This window comes from Actinoplanes sp. CA-131856, from assembly GCF_050956135.1.
Classification (GTDB): domain Bacteria; phylum Actinomycetota; class Actinomycetes; order Mycobacteriales; family Micromonosporaceae; genus Actinoplanes.
In genome coordinates this window covers 6,203,875-6,221,922 of the sequence record NZ_CP191849.1, presented here as the reverse complement: position 1 = coordinate 6,221,922, position 18,048 = coordinate 6,203,875, and the positions used below count along the sequence as shown (strand labels likewise).

17 protein-coding genes are annotated in these 18,048 nt (G+C 74.1%); 10 read left to right on the top strand and 7 right to left on the bottom strand.

Annotated features, from left to right (window positions below; translation table 11 throughout):
• Nucleotides 1–85: 85 nt before the first annotated feature.
• Together ACQP2X_RS28830 and ACQP2X_RS28825 are read left to right on the top strand one after the other, a co-directional pair.
• The gene (locus ACQP2X_RS28830) at nt 86–1,288 is read left to right on the top strand and encodes a cytochrome c biogenesis protein/redoxin (protein ID WP_498687139.1); all 1,203 of its coding nucleotides are present in this window, start codon (nt 86–88) and stop codon (nt 1,286–1,288) included.
• 13 nt (nt 1,289–1,301) lie between these two features.
• Complete coding sequence (locus ACQP2X_RS28825; protein ID WP_498687137.1) at nt 1,302–2,021, top strand: alpha/beta fold hydrolase; 720 nt, start codon at nt 1,302–1,304, stop codon at nt 2,019–2,021.
• Here the strand turns inward: ACQP2X_RS28825 and ACQP2X_RS28820 are convergent.
• Nucleotides 2,015–4,723, bottom strand: coding sequence for an ATP-binding protein (locus ACQP2X_RS28820; protein WP_498687134.1), 2,709 nt, complete (start codon nt 4,721–4,723; stop codon nt 2,015–2,017). The genes ACQP2X_RS28825 and ACQP2X_RS28820 overlap by 7 nt on opposite strands.
• Nucleotides 4,724–4,847: 124 nt before the next feature.
• On the opposite strand from ACQP2X_RS28820, the gene ACQP2X_RS28815 reads away from it, so the two are divergent.
• Nucleotides 4,848–5,564, top strand: coding sequence for a GNAT family N-acetyltransferase (locus ACQP2X_RS28815; protein WP_498687130.1), 717 nt, complete (start codon nt 4,848–4,850; stop codon nt 5,562–5,564).
• Nucleotides 5,565–5,660: 96 nt separating this feature from the next.
• Nucleotides 5,661–6,389: an SDR family oxidoreductase gene (locus ACQP2X_RS28810; RefSeq protein WP_498687128.1), complete on the top strand. Its 729-nt coding sequence runs from the start codon at nt 5,661–5,663 to the stop codon at nt 6,387–6,389.
• 1 nt (nt 6,390) lies between these two features.
• Here ACQP2X_RS28810 and ACQP2X_RS28805 read toward each other — a convergent pair whose 3' ends face one another.
• From ACQP2X_RS28805 to ACQP2X_RS28790, 4 genes are all read right to left on the bottom strand, one after another.
• Nucleotides 6,391–7,443, bottom strand: coding sequence for an FAD-dependent monooxygenase (locus ACQP2X_RS28805; protein WP_498687125.1), 1,053 nt, complete (start codon nt 7,441–7,443; stop codon nt 6,391–6,393).
• The gene (locus ACQP2X_RS28800; RefSeq protein ID WP_498687123.1) at nt 7,440–7,643 is read right to left on the bottom strand and encodes a hypothetical protein; all 204 of its coding nucleotides are present in this window, start codon (nt 7,641–7,643) and stop codon (nt 7,440–7,442) included. The genes ACQP2X_RS28805 and ACQP2X_RS28800 overlap by 4 nt, the downstream gene beginning before the upstream one ends.
• 62 nt (nt 7,644–7,705) lie before the next feature.
• Nucleotides 7,706–8,326 carry a response regulator transcription factor gene (locus ACQP2X_RS28795; RefSeq protein WP_498687121.1) on the bottom strand — a complete coding sequence of 207 codons (621 nt, stop codon included), beginning with the start codon at nt 8,324–8,326 and terminating at the stop codon, nt 7,706–7,708.
• A complete protein-coding gene (locus ACQP2X_RS28790; RefSeq protein WP_498687118.1) occupies nt 8,323–11,037 on the bottom strand; it encodes an AfsR/SARP family transcriptional regulator in 2,715 nt (904 codons plus the stop codon). Before ACQP2X_RS28790 ends, ACQP2X_RS28795 begins: the two co-directional genes overlap by 4 nt.
• Nucleotides 11,038–11,236: 199 nt before the next feature.
• Here ACQP2X_RS28790 and ACQP2X_RS28785 point away from each other — a divergent pair, with 199 nt between their 5' ends.
• The 4 genes from ACQP2X_RS28785 to ACQP2X_RS28770 all read left to right on the top strand — a co-directional run bounded on the left by ACQP2X_RS28785 (nt 11,237) and on the right by ACQP2X_RS28770 (nt 13,284).
• Entirely contained in the window at nt 11,237–11,413 is a 177-nt protein-coding gene (locus tag ACQP2X_RS28785; protein ID WP_498687116.1) for a hypothetical protein, read from the top strand.
• Between the two features lie 161 nt (nt 11,414–11,574).
• Complete coding sequence (locus ACQP2X_RS28780) at nt 11,575–12,072, top strand: sigma-70 family RNA polymerase sigma factor (protein WP_498687115.1); 498 nt, start codon at nt 11,575–11,577, stop codon at nt 12,070–12,072.
• Between the two features lie 55 nt (nt 12,073–12,127).
• Entirely contained in the window at nt 12,128–12,997 is an 870-nt protein-coding gene (locus ACQP2X_RS28775; RefSeq protein WP_498687113.1) for an alpha/beta fold hydrolase, read from the top strand.
• Between the two features lie 5 nt (nt 12,998–13,002).
• A complete protein-coding gene (locus ACQP2X_RS28770) occupies nt 13,003–13,284 on the top strand; it encodes a hypothetical protein (RefSeq protein WP_498687111.1) in 282 nt (93 codons plus the stop codon).
• On the opposite strand, the gene ACQP2X_RS28765 is transcribed toward ACQP2X_RS28770, so the two are convergent.
• Nucleotides 13,268–13,783 (bottom strand): MarR family winged helix-turn-helix transcriptional regulator, encoded by a 516-nt coding sequence (locus ACQP2X_RS28765; RefSeq protein WP_498687109.1) that lies wholly within the window; start codon nt 13,781–13,783, stop codon nt 13,268–13,270. The two genes, ACQP2X_RS28770 and ACQP2X_RS28765, sit on opposite strands and share 17 nt — an antisense overlap.
• Nucleotides 13,784–13,871: 88 nt before the next feature.
• On the opposite strand from ACQP2X_RS28765, the gene ACQP2X_RS28760 reads away from it, so the two are divergent.
• Entirely contained in the window at nt 13,872–14,564 is a 693-nt protein-coding gene (locus ACQP2X_RS28760) for a TetR/AcrR family transcriptional regulator (protein WP_498687107.1), read from the top strand.
• Nucleotides 14,565–14,677: 113 nt separating this feature from the next.
• The gene (locus ACQP2X_RS28755; protein ID WP_498687105.1) at nt 14,678–16,183 is read left to right on the top strand and encodes a GMC family oxidoreductase; all 1,506 of its coding nucleotides are present in this window, start codon (nt 14,678–14,680) and stop codon (nt 16,181–16,183) included.
• On the opposite strand, the gene ACQP2X_RS28750 is transcribed toward ACQP2X_RS28755, so the two are convergent.
• Nucleotides 16,138–18,039: an AfsR/SARP family transcriptional regulator gene (locus ACQP2X_RS28750; protein WP_498687103.1), complete on the bottom strand. Its 1,902-nt coding sequence runs from the start codon at nt 18,037–18,039 to the stop codon at nt 16,138–16,140. The genes ACQP2X_RS28755 and ACQP2X_RS28750 overlap by 46 nt on opposite strands.
• Nucleotides 18,040–18,048 lie beyond the last annotated feature (9 nt).

Sequence of the window (18,048 nt, the reverse complement as noted above, 5' to 3'; positions counted from 1 at the left end):
CTGTGAGGCCGCTGAGAAATTCGCCGGCCTATAACGCCGGTCACAGGCGTGAGATCGCGCGGGCCGGGGGCCGTCGTAGGTGGGTGTGGATGTCGCGCTTGTACTGATCGGCCTCGTCGGCGGGGTGATCACCGCGCTGTCGCCGTGCATTCTGCCGGTGCTTCCGGTGATCTTCCTGTCCGGTGCGGACCAGAACCGCCGGCCCTATCCGGTCGTGGCCGGGCTGGTGACCAGCTTCAGCCTGCTCACGCTGCTCGGGGCGGTGCTGCTGGCGGCGCTGCCCATCCCGCCGGGAGCGATCCGCTGGGCCGGGCTCGTGGCGCTCGTGCTGCTCGGCATCGGGCTGATCGTGCCCCGGTTCGAGGCCATCCTGGAGGCGCCGTTCGCCCGGCTGCCGCAGCGGACGGTGGGCAAGGACCGCGGCGGTTTCGTGCTCGGCCTGGTGCTGGGCACCGTCTACGTGCCGTGCGCGGGCCCTGTGCTGGCCGCCATCACGGTCGCCGGGGCCACGGGCAAGGTCGGCGCCGGTACGATCGCGCTCGCCGTGGGCTTCGCGGTGGGCACCGGGGTCACGCTGATGATCTTCGCGCTGGCCGGGCGGGCCGTCACCGCCCGGGTCGCCGCCTTCCGCCGCCGCCAACGGGCCATCCGGGTTGCCTCCGGCGTCGCCGTGGTGCTGCTGGCGGTGGGCCTCACCTTCAACGTGAACCTGCCGAACTACGGCACCGCGCTCAACCACGAGATCCAGCGGCTGCTCCCGGCGCACGTGCCGACCGGCTCGGACGCCCCGCCGGTGCTGGCCGCCTGCGTGAGCCAGGCGCTCTACACCGCCCCGTCGGACCAGGCCGAGGACTGCGGGCCGGCGCCGGCCCTGACCGGCATCACGAACTGGGTGGGCGATCCCACCACCCTGGCCCAGTTGCGCGGCAAGGTCGTCCTGGTCGACTTCTGGACCTTCGACTGCATCAACTGCCGGCACGTCATTCCGCACATCGAGGACTGGTACGCCAAATATCACGCCCAGGGCCTCGACGTGATCGGCGTGCACACGCCCGAGTACAGCTTCGAGCACGAGCTCACCGGCGTACAAAAGGCCGTGAGCAAGTACGGCATCAAGTACCCCGTCGCCGTCGACAACGACTACAAGACCTGGCAGGCGTACGGGGTCCAGGCCTGGCCCTCGCTCTTCCTGGTCGACGCGATGGGCCAGGTCAGGCACATCGCGGTCGGCGAGGGCGGCTACGGCGAGACCGAGAGCCTCATCCGCCAGCTGCTCACCACACCCTGAGAGGAAGACTCCTATGTCGCTCGTACTGCTGCACGGCCTGACCTTCGACAAGCGGCACTGGGACCCGCTGCGCCGGGTGCTGCCGGCCGATCTGCCCGTGCTCGCGCCCGACCTGCCCGGCCACGGCGACGCCCCGCGCCGCGACTCGTACCGCATGGCCGAGGTCGCGGAGGTGATCCACGAGCAGGTGACCGCGGCCGGCCTGACCGACCCGGTGATCGTCGGCCACTCGATCGGCGGGGTCATCGCCACCAAGTACGCGGCCCTCTATCCGGCCCGCGCCGTCGTCAACCTCGACCAGCCGCTGCTGCCGGGCCCGTTCGGCGCCGCCGTGCGCCAGGCCGAGCCGTTGCTGCGCGGTCCCGGCTGGCGGCAGTTCTGGGACCGGATGCTGGCCGGCATGGCCATCGGCACGCTGCCGCCCGAGGCCCGCACGATCGTCGAGAACGACACCGACCCGCGGCCCGACCTGCTCCTCGGCTACTGGGACGAGCTGATCCACAACACCGACGAGGCGATCCGGGCCGAGCGCCAGTCCGACCTGGCCATGCTGCGCGAACGCGAGGTGGGCTACCGCTGGGTGACGGCCGGCGAGCCCCCGATGCCGTACCTGGGCTGGCTGACCGCCGCCCTGCCGTCGGTCGCCGTCACGGTGATGCCCGGCAGCCACTTCCCGCACCTGGCCGACCCCGCGGCGATCGCGGCGATGATCCCGGGCGGGAACGGTCAGTGATCGCCCAGGGCCGCCGCCAGCTCGCGGCGTGAGCCGATGCCGAGCTTGGTGAAGACCTTGCGCAGGTGCCATTCGACGGTGCGCGGGCTCAGGAACAGGGTGGCGGCGATCTCGGCGTTGGTCCGGCCGGCCACGGCCAGGCGGGCGATCTGGCCCTCCTGGGCGGTCAGGTCGACCGGCGCGCCGGGGGTGCGGGCGCGTACGGTCTCGCCGGTCGCGGTCAGCTCGCGGCCGGCCCGCTCGGCGAACGCCTCGGCCCCCATCGTGGTGAAGGCCTCGTGGGCGGCGCGCAGCTCGACGCGGGCCTCGGCGCGCCGGTTGTCGCGGCGCAGCCACTCGCCGTACAGCAATCGGGCCCTCATCTGCGGCACCGGCATCGCCGCAGCGGCGTAACGGCCGATGGCCTCGCGGAAAAGCTCGTCCGAAGGCTCCAGGAGAGCGCCGGCCAGGGCCTGAGCGGCCAGCGCCCAGTCGTTGCCGACGGCCGCGGTCCGCACGGCCAGGCGCTCGCGGGCCTCGGCGGCGACGGCGGGCTCACCGGCCCGCACGGCCGCCTCGACCAGCTCGCCGAGCGTCCACTGGCAGACGGCCGGATCCGGATAGGTCACGCCCTCGCGGGCCGCGGCCATCGCCGCCTCGTACTGGCCGAGGCCGTTGCGCAGGACGGCCTCGGCGAACGCGGTCAGGCCCAGCATCCGGCCCTGGCCCCGGGCGTGGGCGTCGGCCCGGGTCCGCTCGAACAGCTCGGTGGCCTCCCGCTCGCGGCCCCGATAGGCGGCCAGGGTGAGCGCGGCCGACGGAATCACCGGGATCGTGGTCGTCGCGGCGACGGCCGCGCACTCGTCGAGCAGGCCCGAGGCGTCCGAGAACCGGCCCAGCATGACCAGGTTGCCGGCGCGGAAGGTGAGGGCCGTGGGCAGCATCGACAGCGCGCCGATCCGGCGGGCGAAGACGACCGCCTGCTCGGCCCGCTGCCGGGCCAGATCGATGCGGAAGACCTCGTGCGCGGCCGGTGCGGCCAGCCACAGCAGGCCGAGGTCCTCGCGGTCGTTCATCGATTCCAGGGCCCGTGCGAGCTGAGGCGCGGCCGCCGCGTGCCCGTCCACCGCCCAGGTGGTGAGCGCGGCCAGGAACTGCCCGGCGAAGGTGTGGCCGGGCGGCAGGTCGCGGGCCGCCTCGGCGGCCAGGCGCAGATCGCCGGCCCCGCCCAGACGGCCGGCGTACATGGCGGCGCCGATCGCCATCAGGTACGTCTCGGCGGCGGCCGCCGCGTCCAGCCCCTCGAGCTTGCGGGCGGCCGCGAGCAGCGGATGCACGCTGGTCGCGCCCGGGTTGGTGAGGAAGGCGGCGCGGGCCCGGAGCCGCTCCACGCGGGCCTGCTGCAACGGGGTCAGCGGGGCCAGCTCGACGGTGGCCAGCAGGGCCGGCACCAGGTCGGGCGAGCCCGCGTCGGCGCGCGACCGGGCGGCTCGCAGCAGCAGGTCGGCCCGGCGGCCGGGGTCGAGGGTGAGCTCGGCCGCGCGTTCCAGGAAGGCCGCGCCGGCCGACCGGCCGCCCCGGGCCAGCGCCCGCTCGGCCGAGCGTTCCAGCTCGGCCGCCACCTCGTCGTCGAAGCCGAGCGTGGCGTGCGCGCGGTGCCAGGCCCGGCGGTCCGGGTCCTGCTCGGGGTCGGTCACCTCGGCCAGCACACGGTGCACCTCGCGCAGCTCGGCCGCGTGCCCGGACCGCCACGCGGCCGAGCGGACCAGCGGATGCCGGAACCGCATGCGGGCGCCCACCTCGATCAGGTCGGCCGACTCGGCGGCGGTGGCCGCCTCGGGCCCGATGCCGAGCCGCTCCAGGGCCTGCCAGAGCAGCGGTACGTTCCCGACGGGCTCGACGGCGGCGGTCAGCAGCAGGCGGCGGCTGTCGGCGGGCAGGGCCGCGATGCGCCGCTGGAAGCCCTCCTCGACCCGGCCCGCCAGCGGCACGCCGCCGCGCCCGCCGAAGCCGAACGCCAGTTCGGCCGGGGTGAGCCCGCGGGGCAGCTCGAGCAGGGCCAGGGGGTTGCCGCGGGTCTCGGCCACGATCCGGTCGCGCACCCGGTCGTCGACCGGGCCGGTCAGCACGGAGTCGAGCAGCGCCCGCGCGTCGGCGTCGGCCAGGCCCTCGACCATCAGCTCGGGCAGCCCGCGCAAGGTCTCGTCGTCGGCCGGGGTGCGCACGCCGAAGACGAGCGCCACCGACTCGGCCTCGAGCCGCCGGGCGGCGAAGGCGAGGATGGTGGCCGACATCCGGTCGACCCACTGCGCGTCGTCGATCAGGCAGACCAGCGGCCGTTCGGCCGCCGCCTCGGCCAGCAGATGGAGGACGGCCAGGCCGAGGACCAGCGCCTCGGGCGGGTTGCCGGTGCTCAGCCCGAACGCGACCGACAGCGCGTCCCGCTGCGGCGCGGGCACGGCGCCGAGATGGCCGAGCAGCGGCGCGCAGAGTTGCTGGAGGGAGGCGTAGGCGATCTCGCTCTCCAGCTCGACCCCGGCCGCGCGCACCACCCGGCAGCCGTCGGCGTGCTCGGCCAGATGATCGAGCAGGGCCGTCTTGCCGGCGCCGGCCTCGCCGCGCAGCACCAGCACCCGGCTCTGCCCGGAGCGGACGTCACGCACGACCCGGTCGAGCGTCTCCTGCTCGCGCCGGCGCCCGCGCAGCATCAAGTCACCCGGCACGTCTTGTTCCCTTTCGTCCGTGCCGGAGCGTACACCGGGGATATGGGAGCGCGCCCAGGGTGAAGCGGCGAACCTCACGTCCTGCCCCGATGAACTTGTACCCTGCCCGTTCGTGGAGGGGGACATGAACAACGCTCTGGACGCCATGCTCGCGAACTGGCGGTCCTACCTGCTCAGCTGGGGCCACGAATACCGGGACGCCACGACGTTCCGGAGCGGCGTGCCGCAGGCGGCCCTGAACGGTGTGGTCCGCCGGGGCGACCGCCCGGTGGAAGCAGACATAGCCGCCGCCCGCGACCATCTGGACGGCGTGCCGTGGGGCTGGCGGGTGGGCCCCGACGAGGCCCCCGACACGGGCTGGCAGCTGAGCCACCACGGCGCCCACCGCGTCTACGAGTCACCGATCATGGCCCTGCATCTGGACGCCCCGATCGAGGTGTCCGCCGTCCCCGGCTTGGAGATCGCCGTGGCCACCGACCTGAAGACCTGGGTCGAGGCCTACGCCCCGAGCGTCGGCGCCCCACCCGACCAGGTCCCGGCGATCGTCGAGGCCGAGACCCCGCTCCGGGGCGTGACCCGCTTCGAGGGCCGCCTGAACGATCTCGTGGTGGGCACGGTCGCGCTCTTCGAGGACGCGGGCGTGGCCGGCCTCTACACCGTCACCACCGCGGCCGAGCACCGGGGCCGGGGCATCGGCGCGGCGATGACGGCGGCCGCCCTGGAACACGCCCGCCGCCGGGGCCTGCGCCTGGCCACCCTTCAGGCGACCCCGGCCGGGGAGCCGCTGTACGAACGCCTCGGCTTCGAGACGGTGGCCTGGATGGAGATCTACGCCTTCTGACCGGCTTCCCGCTGATCGGCCGCCGATGGTCGCCCTGCTGGTCCCAGGAACGGCAAGACCCTTGGTCCGCTGCGTGCTCCGGGCGAGATTGGGCGCATGGACATCACCCATCGCACCGTTCTCGTCGTCGGAGGCAGCACGGGCATCGGGGCCGGGCTGGCCCGGCGCTTCGCCGAAGCCGGCGGCACCGTTGTCACGGCCGCCCGGAGGAACGCGGACGTGGAGATCGACGTCACCGATCCCGCGTCGGTTCTGCGGGGGCGTGACGCCGTGCTCGCCGTTCACCCGGGGCTCGACCTCGTCGTCGTCTCGGCCGGGATCATGGCCACCGAGGATCTCCGCGATCCTGGGCACTTCGACACCGCGCGGACCGTCGTCGAGACGAACCTGCTCGGCACGATCCGGGTCATCGACGCCTTCACCCCGCATCTGATCGGGCTCGGCGCCGGCGCCTTCGTCACCGTGACCTCCGGCATCGGGTTCCTGCCGTTCCCGCTCATGCCGACCTACGCCGCGTCCAAGGCCGGCGTCCACGCCTACTCCGAGGCGCTGCGGGCCCAGCTCGACGGCACCGGCGTCGAAGTGGCCGAGCTCGTCCCGCCGGCCGTCGCCACCGTGCCCGAGGCCAAGCGGATGAACCCGCGCGCGCTCGACCTCGAACCGTTCCTGGACGAAGTCATGGGGCAGCTCGGGCAGAGCCCCACCCCGCGCGAGATCCTCGTCGAGGGCGTTCTCATGCACCGCTGGGCCGAGCGCGACGGCACCTACGACGACCTGGTGCGGCAGCGGTCGGCCGCCCTGGCCACGCTGCCGGGCCGCCACTGACTCAGGGGCGGGCCAGCAACTCGGCGTGATGGGACCGGACCAGGCGCAAGCCCAGGCGCCGGAACAAGAAGCGGCGCAAGGCCCCGGGCAGGTTCCGGGCATTGTCGCGGCGATGGTTCTGCTCCAGCACGAACCGCACCCGGGGCGCGCGCCGCGAACGGTAGCGGCCGAGGTCGTCCAGCTCCTCGGCCAGCACCAGGGCGTCCTCCAGCGCCATCGCCCCGCCCTGGGCCATGCTGGGCGAGCAGGCGTGCGCCGCGTCCCCGGCCAGCACCACCCTGTCCTCGACCCAGTCCGAGCCCTCGATCTCGTACAGCGGCGCGAAATACGCGTCCTCGCCGTGCCACAGCACGTCCGTCGCGAAGTCGGCGAACAACTCCCGCCAGTCGCCGGGCGGCGCCGCCGGCACCGCGCTGTCGATGGCCGCGAAGCAGTACACCTGACCGTCACCCACCGGCACCGTCAGCAGGCTGCGTCCCCGGTCCCCGAGCAGCACCGTCCACGTCGTGGAGGCCGGGCCCTCGCAGAGGAACCGCCAGCAGATCTGGCCCAGGAAGCGCGGCGCCGTCGACGGGAAGACGCTGCCGCGTACGGCCGATTCGATCCCGTCCGCCCCGACCACCACGTCGTACGAGGCCCGCGTCCCGTCCTCGAACACGACCGTCCCGTCCGGGCGGGCCAGCCGCACGGCGTTGCCCGGAAACGTCGGCGGCCCCGCCGCGTCCAGCAGCATGCCGTGCAGCGCGCTCCGGCTCATGGCCCGGCTCTCGCCCACCTCGCCCCACACCTCGTCCAGGCCGTACGAGGTGAGCAGGTCGCCCGTACGGTCGCGGATCTCCTGCCGCTCGACCGGCACGGACAGCTTGGCCAGCTGCTCGGCCAGGCCGAGGTCGCCCAGCGCCCGCACCGCGTTGGCCGGCAGGTAGAGCCCGGTGCCGCCGTCGCGGGGCGTGGGGTCCCGCTCGGCCAGGTCGGCGTGGACGCCGCGGGCGGCCAGCGCGATCCGCGTGGCCAGACCGGCGACGCCCGCGCCGGCGATGAGGACCCGTGTCACTTGCCGTCCTTGAAGGCGCGCGCGCCGTACTCCCACTCGACGATGGAGCGGAACGCCGCCCGCACCGACCGGTCGTCGTCGAGGTCGACCTGGAAGCGGCGGGTGCGCTCCCTCTCGTACTCGGCGGTCCGGTCCATCGGGTAATCGGCCTCGCCCAGCGCGGCCAGCGCCTGCCACAGATACAGCGTCCAGCGGCCCATGTCGTTCTCCTTACGAACGCGTCTGCCTCACACCCGCTTGAACGGGGGCGGGCCGGGCCTGTTCAGCGATGTGATGGGCGTGGCATTTCCTGAACCGTCCCGGCCAGATAGCCGAGCTCGATGGCGCGCCGGGTCAGCTCCGCCTTGTTCCCGGCGTGCAGCTTGGCCCGGATCCGCTTCACGTAGGTGTTCACTGTCGACTCGGTCAGGCCCATCCGGCGGCCGATCTGGCTGTGTGTCAGGCCCTGCGCCACCCAGCGCAGGGTCTCCACCTCCCGCTCGGTCAGCCGCGCCTCATGGCTCGGCGCGGGCAGCGTGGCCAGCAGCTCGGCCGACACGTAGGCCCCGCCGCGGCGCACCGCCTCCACGGCCAGCGGCAGGTCGCTCGCCGCGCCGCGCCGCGTGATCAGGCCGATGGCGCCGCCGCGCAGCGCGGCCAGCAGGTCGGGCGGGTTCTGCGGCCGCACGAGCGCCACCACCCGCAGCTGGTGCCACGGCTCGGCCGGCACCCGGTCGTAGAGGTCGAGCACCACCAGCGAGGGCGGCTGCACGCCGCGGAGGGCGGTGAGGTCGGCCAGCTCGTGGCGCACGGTCAGGCCGGGCGACGACGTCAGCATGCGGGTCAGGCCGGCCCGGACGATCGGATCGGCCGCGACGACGGCGACGGTTTCGATGTGACTCACCTTCCACTGTGCAATCTGCTCCGCACGTCCCGGGCGGCCGGGAGCCGCAGTTCGGCGAGGATGTCCAGGGCCGCGCGCCAGGCCCGGTGGGCCTCGCCGCCGGTGAGCGTGTCGCCCAGCGCGATCAGCGCCTCGGCCTCCTCGCCCCGGTGGCCGGCCTCGCGGTAGAGCTCGACCGAGCGGCGCAGCAGGTCGGCGGCGATCTCCCGCTCGCCCGACCGCTGCCGCAGCCGGCCCAGGCCGAGCAGGCAGCTGCCCACCCCGCGCGGGTCGCCGAGGCGCAGATAGCCGGCCATGGCCCGTTCGTAGAGGTCGATGGCGGACCGGTCGCGGCCCTGCGCGGCGTGCGAGAGCGCGATGCCCTCGGTCGCGGCGACGGTGCCCCTGTCGTAGCCGGCCCGTTCGTACAACTCGAGGGCCTTGGTGAAACTGGCCTCGTCGGCCGAGCGCACCAGGCCGAGGTTGAGGTGCACGTGCGCCTGCTCGGCGAGCGCGCCCAGCTCGGTGAACAGCACCAGGGCGCGGGCCAGACGGTCGCGCGCCTCGTCGAGGTCGCCGAGCGAGTAGAAGGCGCCGGCCAGGCAGCGCTGCATGTGCGCCTCACCGAGCCGGTCGCCGGCCCGCTCGGCCGCGGACAGCCCCGCCCGCATCGTCGCCAGCCATTCGTGCCGGAGCCCGGTCCACTGATAGAACGGCACCATCGTGGTGGCGAGCTGCCACACGCCGGGCCCGTCGCCCCGCTCGATCAGCGCCCGCAGCACGCGATGCTCGGCGCGGAACCAGCGGAACGCGCCGCAGTAGTCGCCGAACTCCTCGACGGTCACGCTCTCCGGCCGTTCGCCGGGCTCGATGGGTTTCAGCAAGGGGCGCAAAAGCCGGTTCGCCTCGTACGCCGAATGGCGGTAATGCGCGAACAAGCGCGCTCCGGCCTCGTCGAGCTCGCGCCGGCCGGAGAGCTCTTTCGCGTACGCCTTCAGGAGCACGTGGAGGGTGAACCGGCCCGGCGGCACGGCCGTGAGCAGGTGCTCACCGGTGAGACGGGCCACCAGCGGCGCCGCCTCGCGTTCGGGCAACCCGGCCAGGGCGGCCGCCGCGGCCGGGGCCAGATCGGGACCGGGGTGCAGCGACAGCAGGCGGAACAGGCGCGCGGCGGGCTCGGGCAGCGCCTCGTACGACCCGGCGAAGGCCGTCCGCAAGCCACCGAACGCGTCCAGCCCGCCGTCGCGGCGCAGGCTCGCGGCCAGGGCGTCGAGGTCGCCACCGGTCTCGGTGGCGACCGCCGTCAGCGCGGCCGGCAACCGTCCGCACGCCTCGACGATCGCGTCCAGCGCCTCCCGCGGCGCCGCCCCCCGGTCGCCGGGCACCGCCGCCAGCCGCCGGGTCAGCAGCTGCCGCGCCTCGTCCTCGTCCGGCAGGCCCAGGGTCACCAGGTGGGCGCCCTCGGCCGCGGCCAGCGCGGTGAGCCGCCGCCGGCTGGTCACCACGGTGAGGCAGCCGGCCGCGCCGGGCAGCAGCGGGCGGGCCTGCTCGGCGCTCTCGGCGTTGTCCAGCAGCACCAGCATCCGGCGCCCGGCCAGGTGGCTGCGGTAGAGCGCGGCCTTCGCGTTCAGGCCCGAAGGCACGGCCGCCTCGGGCACGCCGAGCGTGCTCAACAGCGCGGTCAGGGCGTCTCCGGGCTCCTCGCCGCGCAGGTTCAGATAGATCTGCCCGTCCGGGAAGCCGGCCGCCACCTCGTACGCCCAGTGCACCGCGAAGGTGGACTTGCCGGCGCCGGGCATCCCGTCGATCGCGATGATCGGCATGCCGCCGTCCTGCTCGCCGGCCCGCCGCAGGGTCGAGACCCGCTCCAGCTCGGCCCGGCGGCCGGTGAACAGCGGCAGGTCCCGGGGCAGCTGGGCCGGGCTGACCCGCTCGATGCGGGCCGGGCTCTCGGCGGCCGGCCGCTGCCGCGGTTGCAGCACCTCGTCGTACGCCGCCCGCAGCTCCGGTCCCGGATCGACCCCGAGCTCGCGGGCGAGCGCGTCGCGCACCGACTGGAAGAGCGCGAACGCGTCGGCCTGGCGGCCGTCCGCGGCCAGCATCAGCATCAGGCGCGCCTGCAACGATTCGTCCAGCGGGTTCATCTCGGCCGCCCGGCGCACGGCGGGCAGGATCTCACCGAGCCGGTCGAACGCGACGGCGGCGCGCGCCGCGTCGCGGGCCACCGTGGCGTACTCGGCGTCGATGGAGAGGAAGACGGAGTAGCGGTGGGCGTCGTCGGCGCCGTCGTCGGCGCAGCGGCCGCTCGACTGGCGCAGCGCCTCGGCGTAACGGGCGATGGCGACGTCGCGGAAGCCCATGCTCTCGGCCTCCCGTGCCTCGTCGGCCAGCCGCCGGAACTCCATCAGGTCGATCGCGCCCTGCGGCGCCACCAGGCGATAGGCGGCGTCGCGGCGCAGCAGCCAGCGGCCCTGCGACCGGGCCGGCAGGTCGGGTTCGAGGATGCGCCGCAGCGCGCCGATGAACCGGTGCAGGCTGTTGACCGCGCTGGCGGGCGCCGCGTGCCCCCAGAGCATCTCGACGAACTGGTGGACGGGGATGTCGCGCCCGGCGCGGATCAACAGGAGTCCGAGTACTTGCCGCTGCTGCCGGGGGCCGAGATTGAGCTCGCGATCCCCGCTGAACGCCCGCACCGGCCCGAGCACGGTGAATCGGATCGGGTTCTGGCTCACAACGGCGCCAAACATAGCGTGACGAACAGGCGTACCGAATGCTTCTGAGAGATAGTCGGCGCCGGGTGAACCCAGGGGGTTCCCGGGCCGTCGTGAACACCGAGATTCGGGCCGTAGCTTGACTTGCGGGGGTCGTTGAACCCGCGGGGGCCGGGAGCCGTCGGAGGGGGTTACGGCACCCGATCCGAAGGAGTCTCCCATGCGACGTGCCCGGATAGCCCCGCTCGCCATCATCGCGAGCTTCGGCCTCGCCTTCGCGTCGGCCTGCGGCGAGGAGCGGACCGCGGCCGACGCGGCCGCCGTCACCGCGCCCGGCCCGGACAGCAAGCCGGCCCCGGAACGGCCCACCGTCTACCTTTACCGCCGCGGCGATTGAACTTCGGCCGCCGCGGCCCGTCGGACCCTGCGACGGCCGCGGTGGCCGGCGTGGGTGCCGACCGCCTCTCCCCCCGACCGGCGGAGCGCGCCTCGCGCCGCCGCGGCCGTCCCCACTCGTACCCCACTGTTTCCCCATCGCCCCGGCCTAACTTTCGGCTCGTGGACAACACGAACAGTTCCCGGCTCAGCGCGCTGCACGCCGAGTACGGCGACGCCCTGCTGAGTTATCTGCGCGGGTTCACCCGGGGTGACCGGGAGTTCGCCGAGGACCTGTTGCAGGAGACGATGCTGCGCACCTGGCGCCGGATGGACGCCATGCCGGAGTGCGGCGAGTCGGCGCGGCGCTGGCTCTACACCGTCGCCCGCAACACCGCCATCGACGCGCTGCGGATGCGCAAGGCCCGCCCGGCCGAGGTGGAGAGCCTCGACCTGACCGTGATGCCGACCACCGAGGACACGGCGGAGACGGCAGTCGCGGTGCAGCAGCTGCGGTACGGGCTGCGCGCGCTCAGCGAGGCCCACCGCACCATCCTCAACGAGCTCTACCTCAAGGGCCGTTCGGTGGCCGACATCGCCCGCAGCCTGGGCGTCCCGGCCGGAACGGTGAAGTCGAGGGCGCACTACGCCCTGCGGTCGCTGCGCGAGGCGCTGGCCTGATTGCGTACGACATCACACCGGTGAGCCCGGGCCCGGCCGCCGCGTTGTACCGGACATGGCCATTCACACCGTCGACGTCAACGGCGTCGAGCAGCGATATCACGTGTACGGGCAGGGTGCGGCGGTCGTCGTGGCGATGCCCGGCGGGCCCGGCGTCTTCTGGGACTACCTGCGGATGCCGGCCGTCGAGGAGCACGCCCGCGTCGCGTACGTCGAGGCGCTCGGCACCGGCGAGTCGGGCCGGCTGCCGTCCCACCCGGACGGCTACACCCGCGAGCTCTACTCGACGGCGATCGACCGGATCGTCGACGATCTCGGCGCCGGGAAGGTCTTCCTGCTCGGGCACTCGTACGGCGGTTTCGTCGCCCAGTACTACGCGGCGACCCGCCCGCAGCGCCTGGCCGGCGTGATCCTGTACGACAGCTCCCCGGTCACCGGGGCCGAGCAGGGGGCCGAGGCCGGCCGCCAGGTCGATCTGTTCGTCAAGCGCAACGAGGGCAACCCCGAGGTGCCGGCCGTGCTCCAGTCGCTGCAGGCCGTCGGCTCGATCACCGGCGACGAGCAGCTGACCCTGGCCCTGCGCGGGCTGCTGCCGTCGTACCTGGCCGACTACTGGGGCCGCGAGGCCGAGTTCAAGCCGTTCCGCGAGCACATCCGGGTCAACTACATCTCGGGCCGCGACGCCGAGGGCCACGCCGACCCGATCGACGACCGGGAGCTGCTGGCCGGCGTCACCGTGCCCGCCCTGGTCATCGCCGGGCACTACGACATCATCTGCGGCGAGCGCTGGGCCCGCGAGATCCACGACCTGATCCCGGGCTCGCGCCTGGTCATCCTCGAGAACAGCGGGCACCTCGGCAACATCGAGGAGCCGGAGCGCTTCCAGGACAGCGTGCTGCAGTTCATCGCGGCCCATCACAGGTAGTGCCGTTGGGGGAGAGGGCCGGCACCGTGGTCGTGGGTGGCGGCGCCGGCCCGCTTCTGCGCTCGGCCCGCTTGCCGACGGCGCTGGACCCGGCCGCGCATCCGACCCGGGCCGAGATGGCCGACCGGCCGGGAGGGTGGCCGGCGCACCGCAGGGGTGTCTCGGCCACCGTTCCGGGTCGGGGATTCGTCGGGCTGTCCTGGCCGAACACGTTCGGCTTGGGCTTTCTCGGTGGCATGTCCGGCGACGCCGTCCACGTCGTGGAACGGCTCACGCCACCCGCATGAAGGCCGGCTTGCGGTCCGGCAGGTTGGCCAGCACCCGGGCCACGCTGGTCAGCCCGGGCAGGTCGCGGCGGTCGAGCTGGTCGAGGACGTGACGGTGCACGCTGGCCGCGTACGCCCGGTCGCCGCGCCGCAGCCACTCGAGACCGGCCTCGGTGAGCACCGCGTTCCAGCCGCGCCGGTCGTCCGGCACCTGCTCGCGGGTGACCAGGCCCTGCTGTTCGAGCTTCTCGACGATGCGGCTCATCCGGCTCAGCGACAGGAACGCGGTCGCCGCCAGTTCGTTGATGCGCATCCGGCGGTCCGGCGCGTCGCCCAGCCGGCGCAGGGTGATGTACTCGCTCAGGGTGCGGTTCTGCTCACACCTCAGATCGGAGTCGAGGTTGCGCTGCACGGTCACCGCGGCGCTGAGGAAAGCGTCGAGGAACGCGATCTCCTCCGCCGACAGTGCCTGCTCCGCGACCCTCGGTCCCTGGCGTTGCGGAAGCCAATTATCGGCCATTGTCCCGGTCCTTTCTTTTCGCGAGTCACCCATACGACGGCGGTTTTCCCGCCTCGGTTCAGGAAAGGTGGTTGTTAAGGTGCGGACCGTGGCATGGGACACGCGGGAGCGCATCATCCGGGCCGCCGGGCGGCTCCTGGCCGAGCAGGGACGTGACGCGGTGACCACCCGTTCGGTGGCGACGGCGGCCGGGGTGCAGCCGCCGGCCATCTACCGGTTGTTCGGCGACAAGGACAGCCTGCTCGACGCGGTGGCCGTGCACGGCATGCGCGACTACCTGGCCGGCAAGGGCGCGCTGGGCGAGACCGGCGACCCGGTGGACGACCTGGCCCGCGCCTGGGATCTGCACATCCGGTTCGGCCTGGCCGAGCCCGCCTGCTATCTGCTCGCGTTCGGTGAGCCCCGTCCGGGCCGGGCCGACAGCGCCCGCCGGGAGGCCATCGCCCGCCTGCGCCACCTGGTCGAGCGGGTCGCGGCGGCCGGACGGCTGAGCACCAGCGTCGAGCGGGCCACCGAGATGATGCACAGCGTCGGCGTCGGCGTGGTCGTCTCGCAGCTGGCCATCGATCCGGGCGAGCGCGATCCCGGTGTGCCGCGGGCGATGTGGGAGACCGTGCGGGCGGCCATCGTCACCGGGCGCCCGGCCCGGAAGGGCAAGACCGTTTCCCAGTACGCCGGCGCGTTGCGCCAGGCGCTGCCCGAGGCGCCGGACGGTGCCCTCAGCGAGGCCGAGCGCGCCCTGCTCGTCGAGTGGCTGGGGCGTCTGTCCGACGCACGCTGACCCCCTCCGGTTCACCGTCGTGACGTTGTCGGCGTCATCGGTCCCCGGCCGCTCTCGTCGCTACCGTTGATACCAGTGAAGCGTTTCCATTGGAAACACATCGGGGAGGCGACATGAACACCTACGACGTGGTCCTGGTCGGCGGCGGAACCGCCGGCTCCGTCCTCGCGGCCCGGCTCTCGGAGCGTGCGGACCTGCGCGTCCTGCTGCTGGAAGCCGGCGACGGCGTTCCGCTGCCGGCCATGTCCGACCCGCCGGCCTGGCCCACCCTGGTGCGCACCGGCGCCAACTGGGGCGAGCTGACCGTGCCGCAGGGCCCGGCCGGCGCGGTCACCCCGCTGCCGCGCGGCAAGGGCCTCGGCGGCGGCTCGTCGATCAACGCGATGCTGTTCACCCGCGGCCACCACACCAGCTATGAGCGCTGGACCGAGGCCGGCGCCAAGAACTGGGGCTTCTACGACCTGTTGCCGTACTTCAAGCGCAGCGAGAACGCCCCCGGCCGCGACCCCATGCTGCGCGGCCGTGGCGGCCCTCTCACCGTGGCGCCCTCCGACCCGGTCAACCCGGTGCTGGCGGCCGCGCTCGACGCCGCCGCCGAGGCCGGCCAGCGCCGCGCCGCCGACATCAGCGGCGGCCTCGAGGAGGGCTTCGCCCCGGTCGACGTGAACATCGTGGACGGACGCCGGCAGAGCGCCGCCGACGCCTATCTCACCCCGGCCCGCCGGCGGCCCAACCTGACCGTCGTCACCGGCGCCCTGGCCCACCGCCTCGTCGTCGGGAACGGCCGCTGCACCGGCGTCGTCTACGGCGTGGGCTCCGAGACGGTGACCGTGTCGGCCGGCGAGGTGATCCTGACCGCCGGCACGATCGGCTCGGCCCAGCTCATGATGCTCAGCGGCCTCGGACCGGCGGCCCACCTGCGCGAGCACGGGATCGAGGTGGTGGCCGACATGCCCGGCGTCGGCTCCGGGCTGCAGGACCACCCGGTGGCCAACGTGGTCTACCGCTCGTCGCGCCCGGTGCCCACCCCGCGCCACAACCACGGCGAAGTGATCGGCCTGGTCCGCAGCCGGGACGGCCTGCCCGGCCCCGACCTCCAGCTCATCTTCGTCGACCTGCCCCGCCCGGTGAACGGGCACACCGGCCCCGATCAGGGCTACACGATCGGCGTCTCGCTGATGACGCCGCACAGCCGGGGCACGGTGCGGCTGGCCGGGGCCGCGCCCGGCCGCCATCCGCTGATCGACCCCCACTACTACGGCGACCCTCGCGACCTCGACGCCGTCGTGGCCGGCGTGCGCCTGGCCCGCCGGATCGGCCGTGCGGGCGCGCTCGGCGACTGGCGCGACAACGAGGTCATCCCCGGACCGGCCATCGACGAGGAGGACGCGCTGCGCGACTATGCCCGGCGGGCGGTCGCCTCCTACTGCCACCCCGTCGGCACCCTGGCCATGGGCGACGGGCCGGCCGCGGTGACCGACATCGAGCTGCGCGTGCGCGGGCTCGCCGGGCTGCGTGTGGCCGACGCGTCGGTCATGCCGGCGATTCCGTCCGGCAACACCAACGCCACCGTCTACGCGATCGCCGAGCGGGCGGCCGAGCTCGTCCTCGAAGGCTGATCGACCCAGCCCAGGTGCTCGTAGAGCCGGGACGCGGCCGCGTCCCGGCCCGGCCCGGTGTCCTCGGCCTCGCTCAGGTCGGCCGCGTACGCGCGGAGCAGGTCGTGCACCTGGTGGCGGCCGCCGCGCACCTGGGTGAGCATCTGCTGCGCCAGTTCGGCCAGCAGCGACCGGGCCGTGCGCTCCCCGACGCCGGCGAGGGCGGCGGCCACGTCCACGGTGATCTCCGGGCCCGGATAGAGGGGCAGCAGCCGGAACAGGGCCGCGGCGGCGGGGGAGAGGGCCCGGTAGGACCACGAGAAGATGGCGGCGAGGCTGCCCTCGAAACCGTCGAGGCGGTCGTGGCCCACGGCCAGGTCGGCCGCGATCTCGGTCAGCGGGGTGTCCGGCAGGGCCATCGCGCGGGCCGCCACCATGGCCAGGGCCAGCGGATGCCGCCCGGTGCGCTCGATCAGCGCTTGCACGGCGGTCGGCTCGGCGTCGACACGGGCCCGGCCCAAACGGCTCACGAGGTTCTCCCTCGCCTCGGCCGAGGACGGCAGCTCGATCGGCAGCGGATGGGCGCCGGCGGTGATGAGGTCGGTGATCCGGGCCCGGCTGGTGATCAGCACCAGGCTGCCGGGAGCGCCGGGCAGCAGGTGGCGTACCTGATCGAAGTCGCGGACGTTGTCGAGCACGAGCAGCATCCGCCGCCCGGCCAGCAGGCTCCGGAAGAGCCCGGCGGCGGCCTGGAGCTCGGCGGGCTGGTCGTCACGGCGTACACCCAAAGAGCTCAAGAGGCCCCGCAAGGCCTCCACCGGAGTCATCGGGCCCTCCGTGGCGAAGCCGCGAAGATCGACATAGAGCTGACCGTCCGGATAGGACGGGGCGAGCCGATGCGCGAGATGGACCGCGAAGGTGGTCTTGCCGACGCCGGGCATGCCGTCGAAGGCCAGGGCCACGGTCGGGCGGCCCTGGCGGCGGTCGTCGGCCAGGATCGCCTCGGCCCGGGCGAGCACGTCGGCCCGGCCGGTGTAGTAGGGATGGTCGCCCGGAAGCTGGGCGGGCACGAACTCCCGCTGTGCCACCGGAAGCTCGTCCCGCACGGGCGCGGCGGCCGGCTGCTGGCGCAGCACGCGGTCGCGGGCCTCCCGCAGCTCGGGCCCGGGGTCGAGGCCCAGTTCGTCGGCGAGGCGGCGGCTGATCTCCTGAAAGGCGTCGAGGGCCTCGGCCTGGCGGCCCTCGGCGGCCAGGGCCAGCATGACGCGGGTCTGCAGCGCCTCGTCGAACGGGCGCCACCCGCCGACCCGCCGCAACGTGGGCAGGATCAGCCGGGCATCGCCGGCGCGCAGGGCCACATCGCCGGCCTCGCGCACGGTCTGCGCCAGCTCGGCCTCGAGGGCGATGAAGGCCGGGTGGGTGCGCGAGACGGGCTCCAGCCCGGCCGCGGGCGGGCCCTGCCACAGCGACAGCGCCTCGGCGTAGTGGTGCACCGCCTCGGCCTCGCCCGCCGCCTGCCGCGCGCGCCGCACGAGGGCCCGGAAGCGCAGCAGGTCGAGGGCGTCCTCGTCGACCTCGAGGCGGTAGCCGGCCGAGTGCCGCACGAGGTGCTCGCCGACCGCCCGCACCGGCAGGTTCGGCTCGATCAGCCGGCGCAGCGTGCCGACCGCGCGGTGGATGCTGTTGACCGCGCTGGCCGGCGGGTCGTCGCCCCAGATGGCGTCGACCAGCTCGCCCAGGCCGACCACCGTGCCGGCCCGGGCGAGCAGGAGCGCCAGCAGCAACCGCTGCTGGCGCCCGCCGAGCTCGAGGTCCACCGTGCCGTTCCGGACCCGCACCGGGCCCAGAACGCTGAACCGTAACGTCGTCGCAGCCACGTTCGCCAT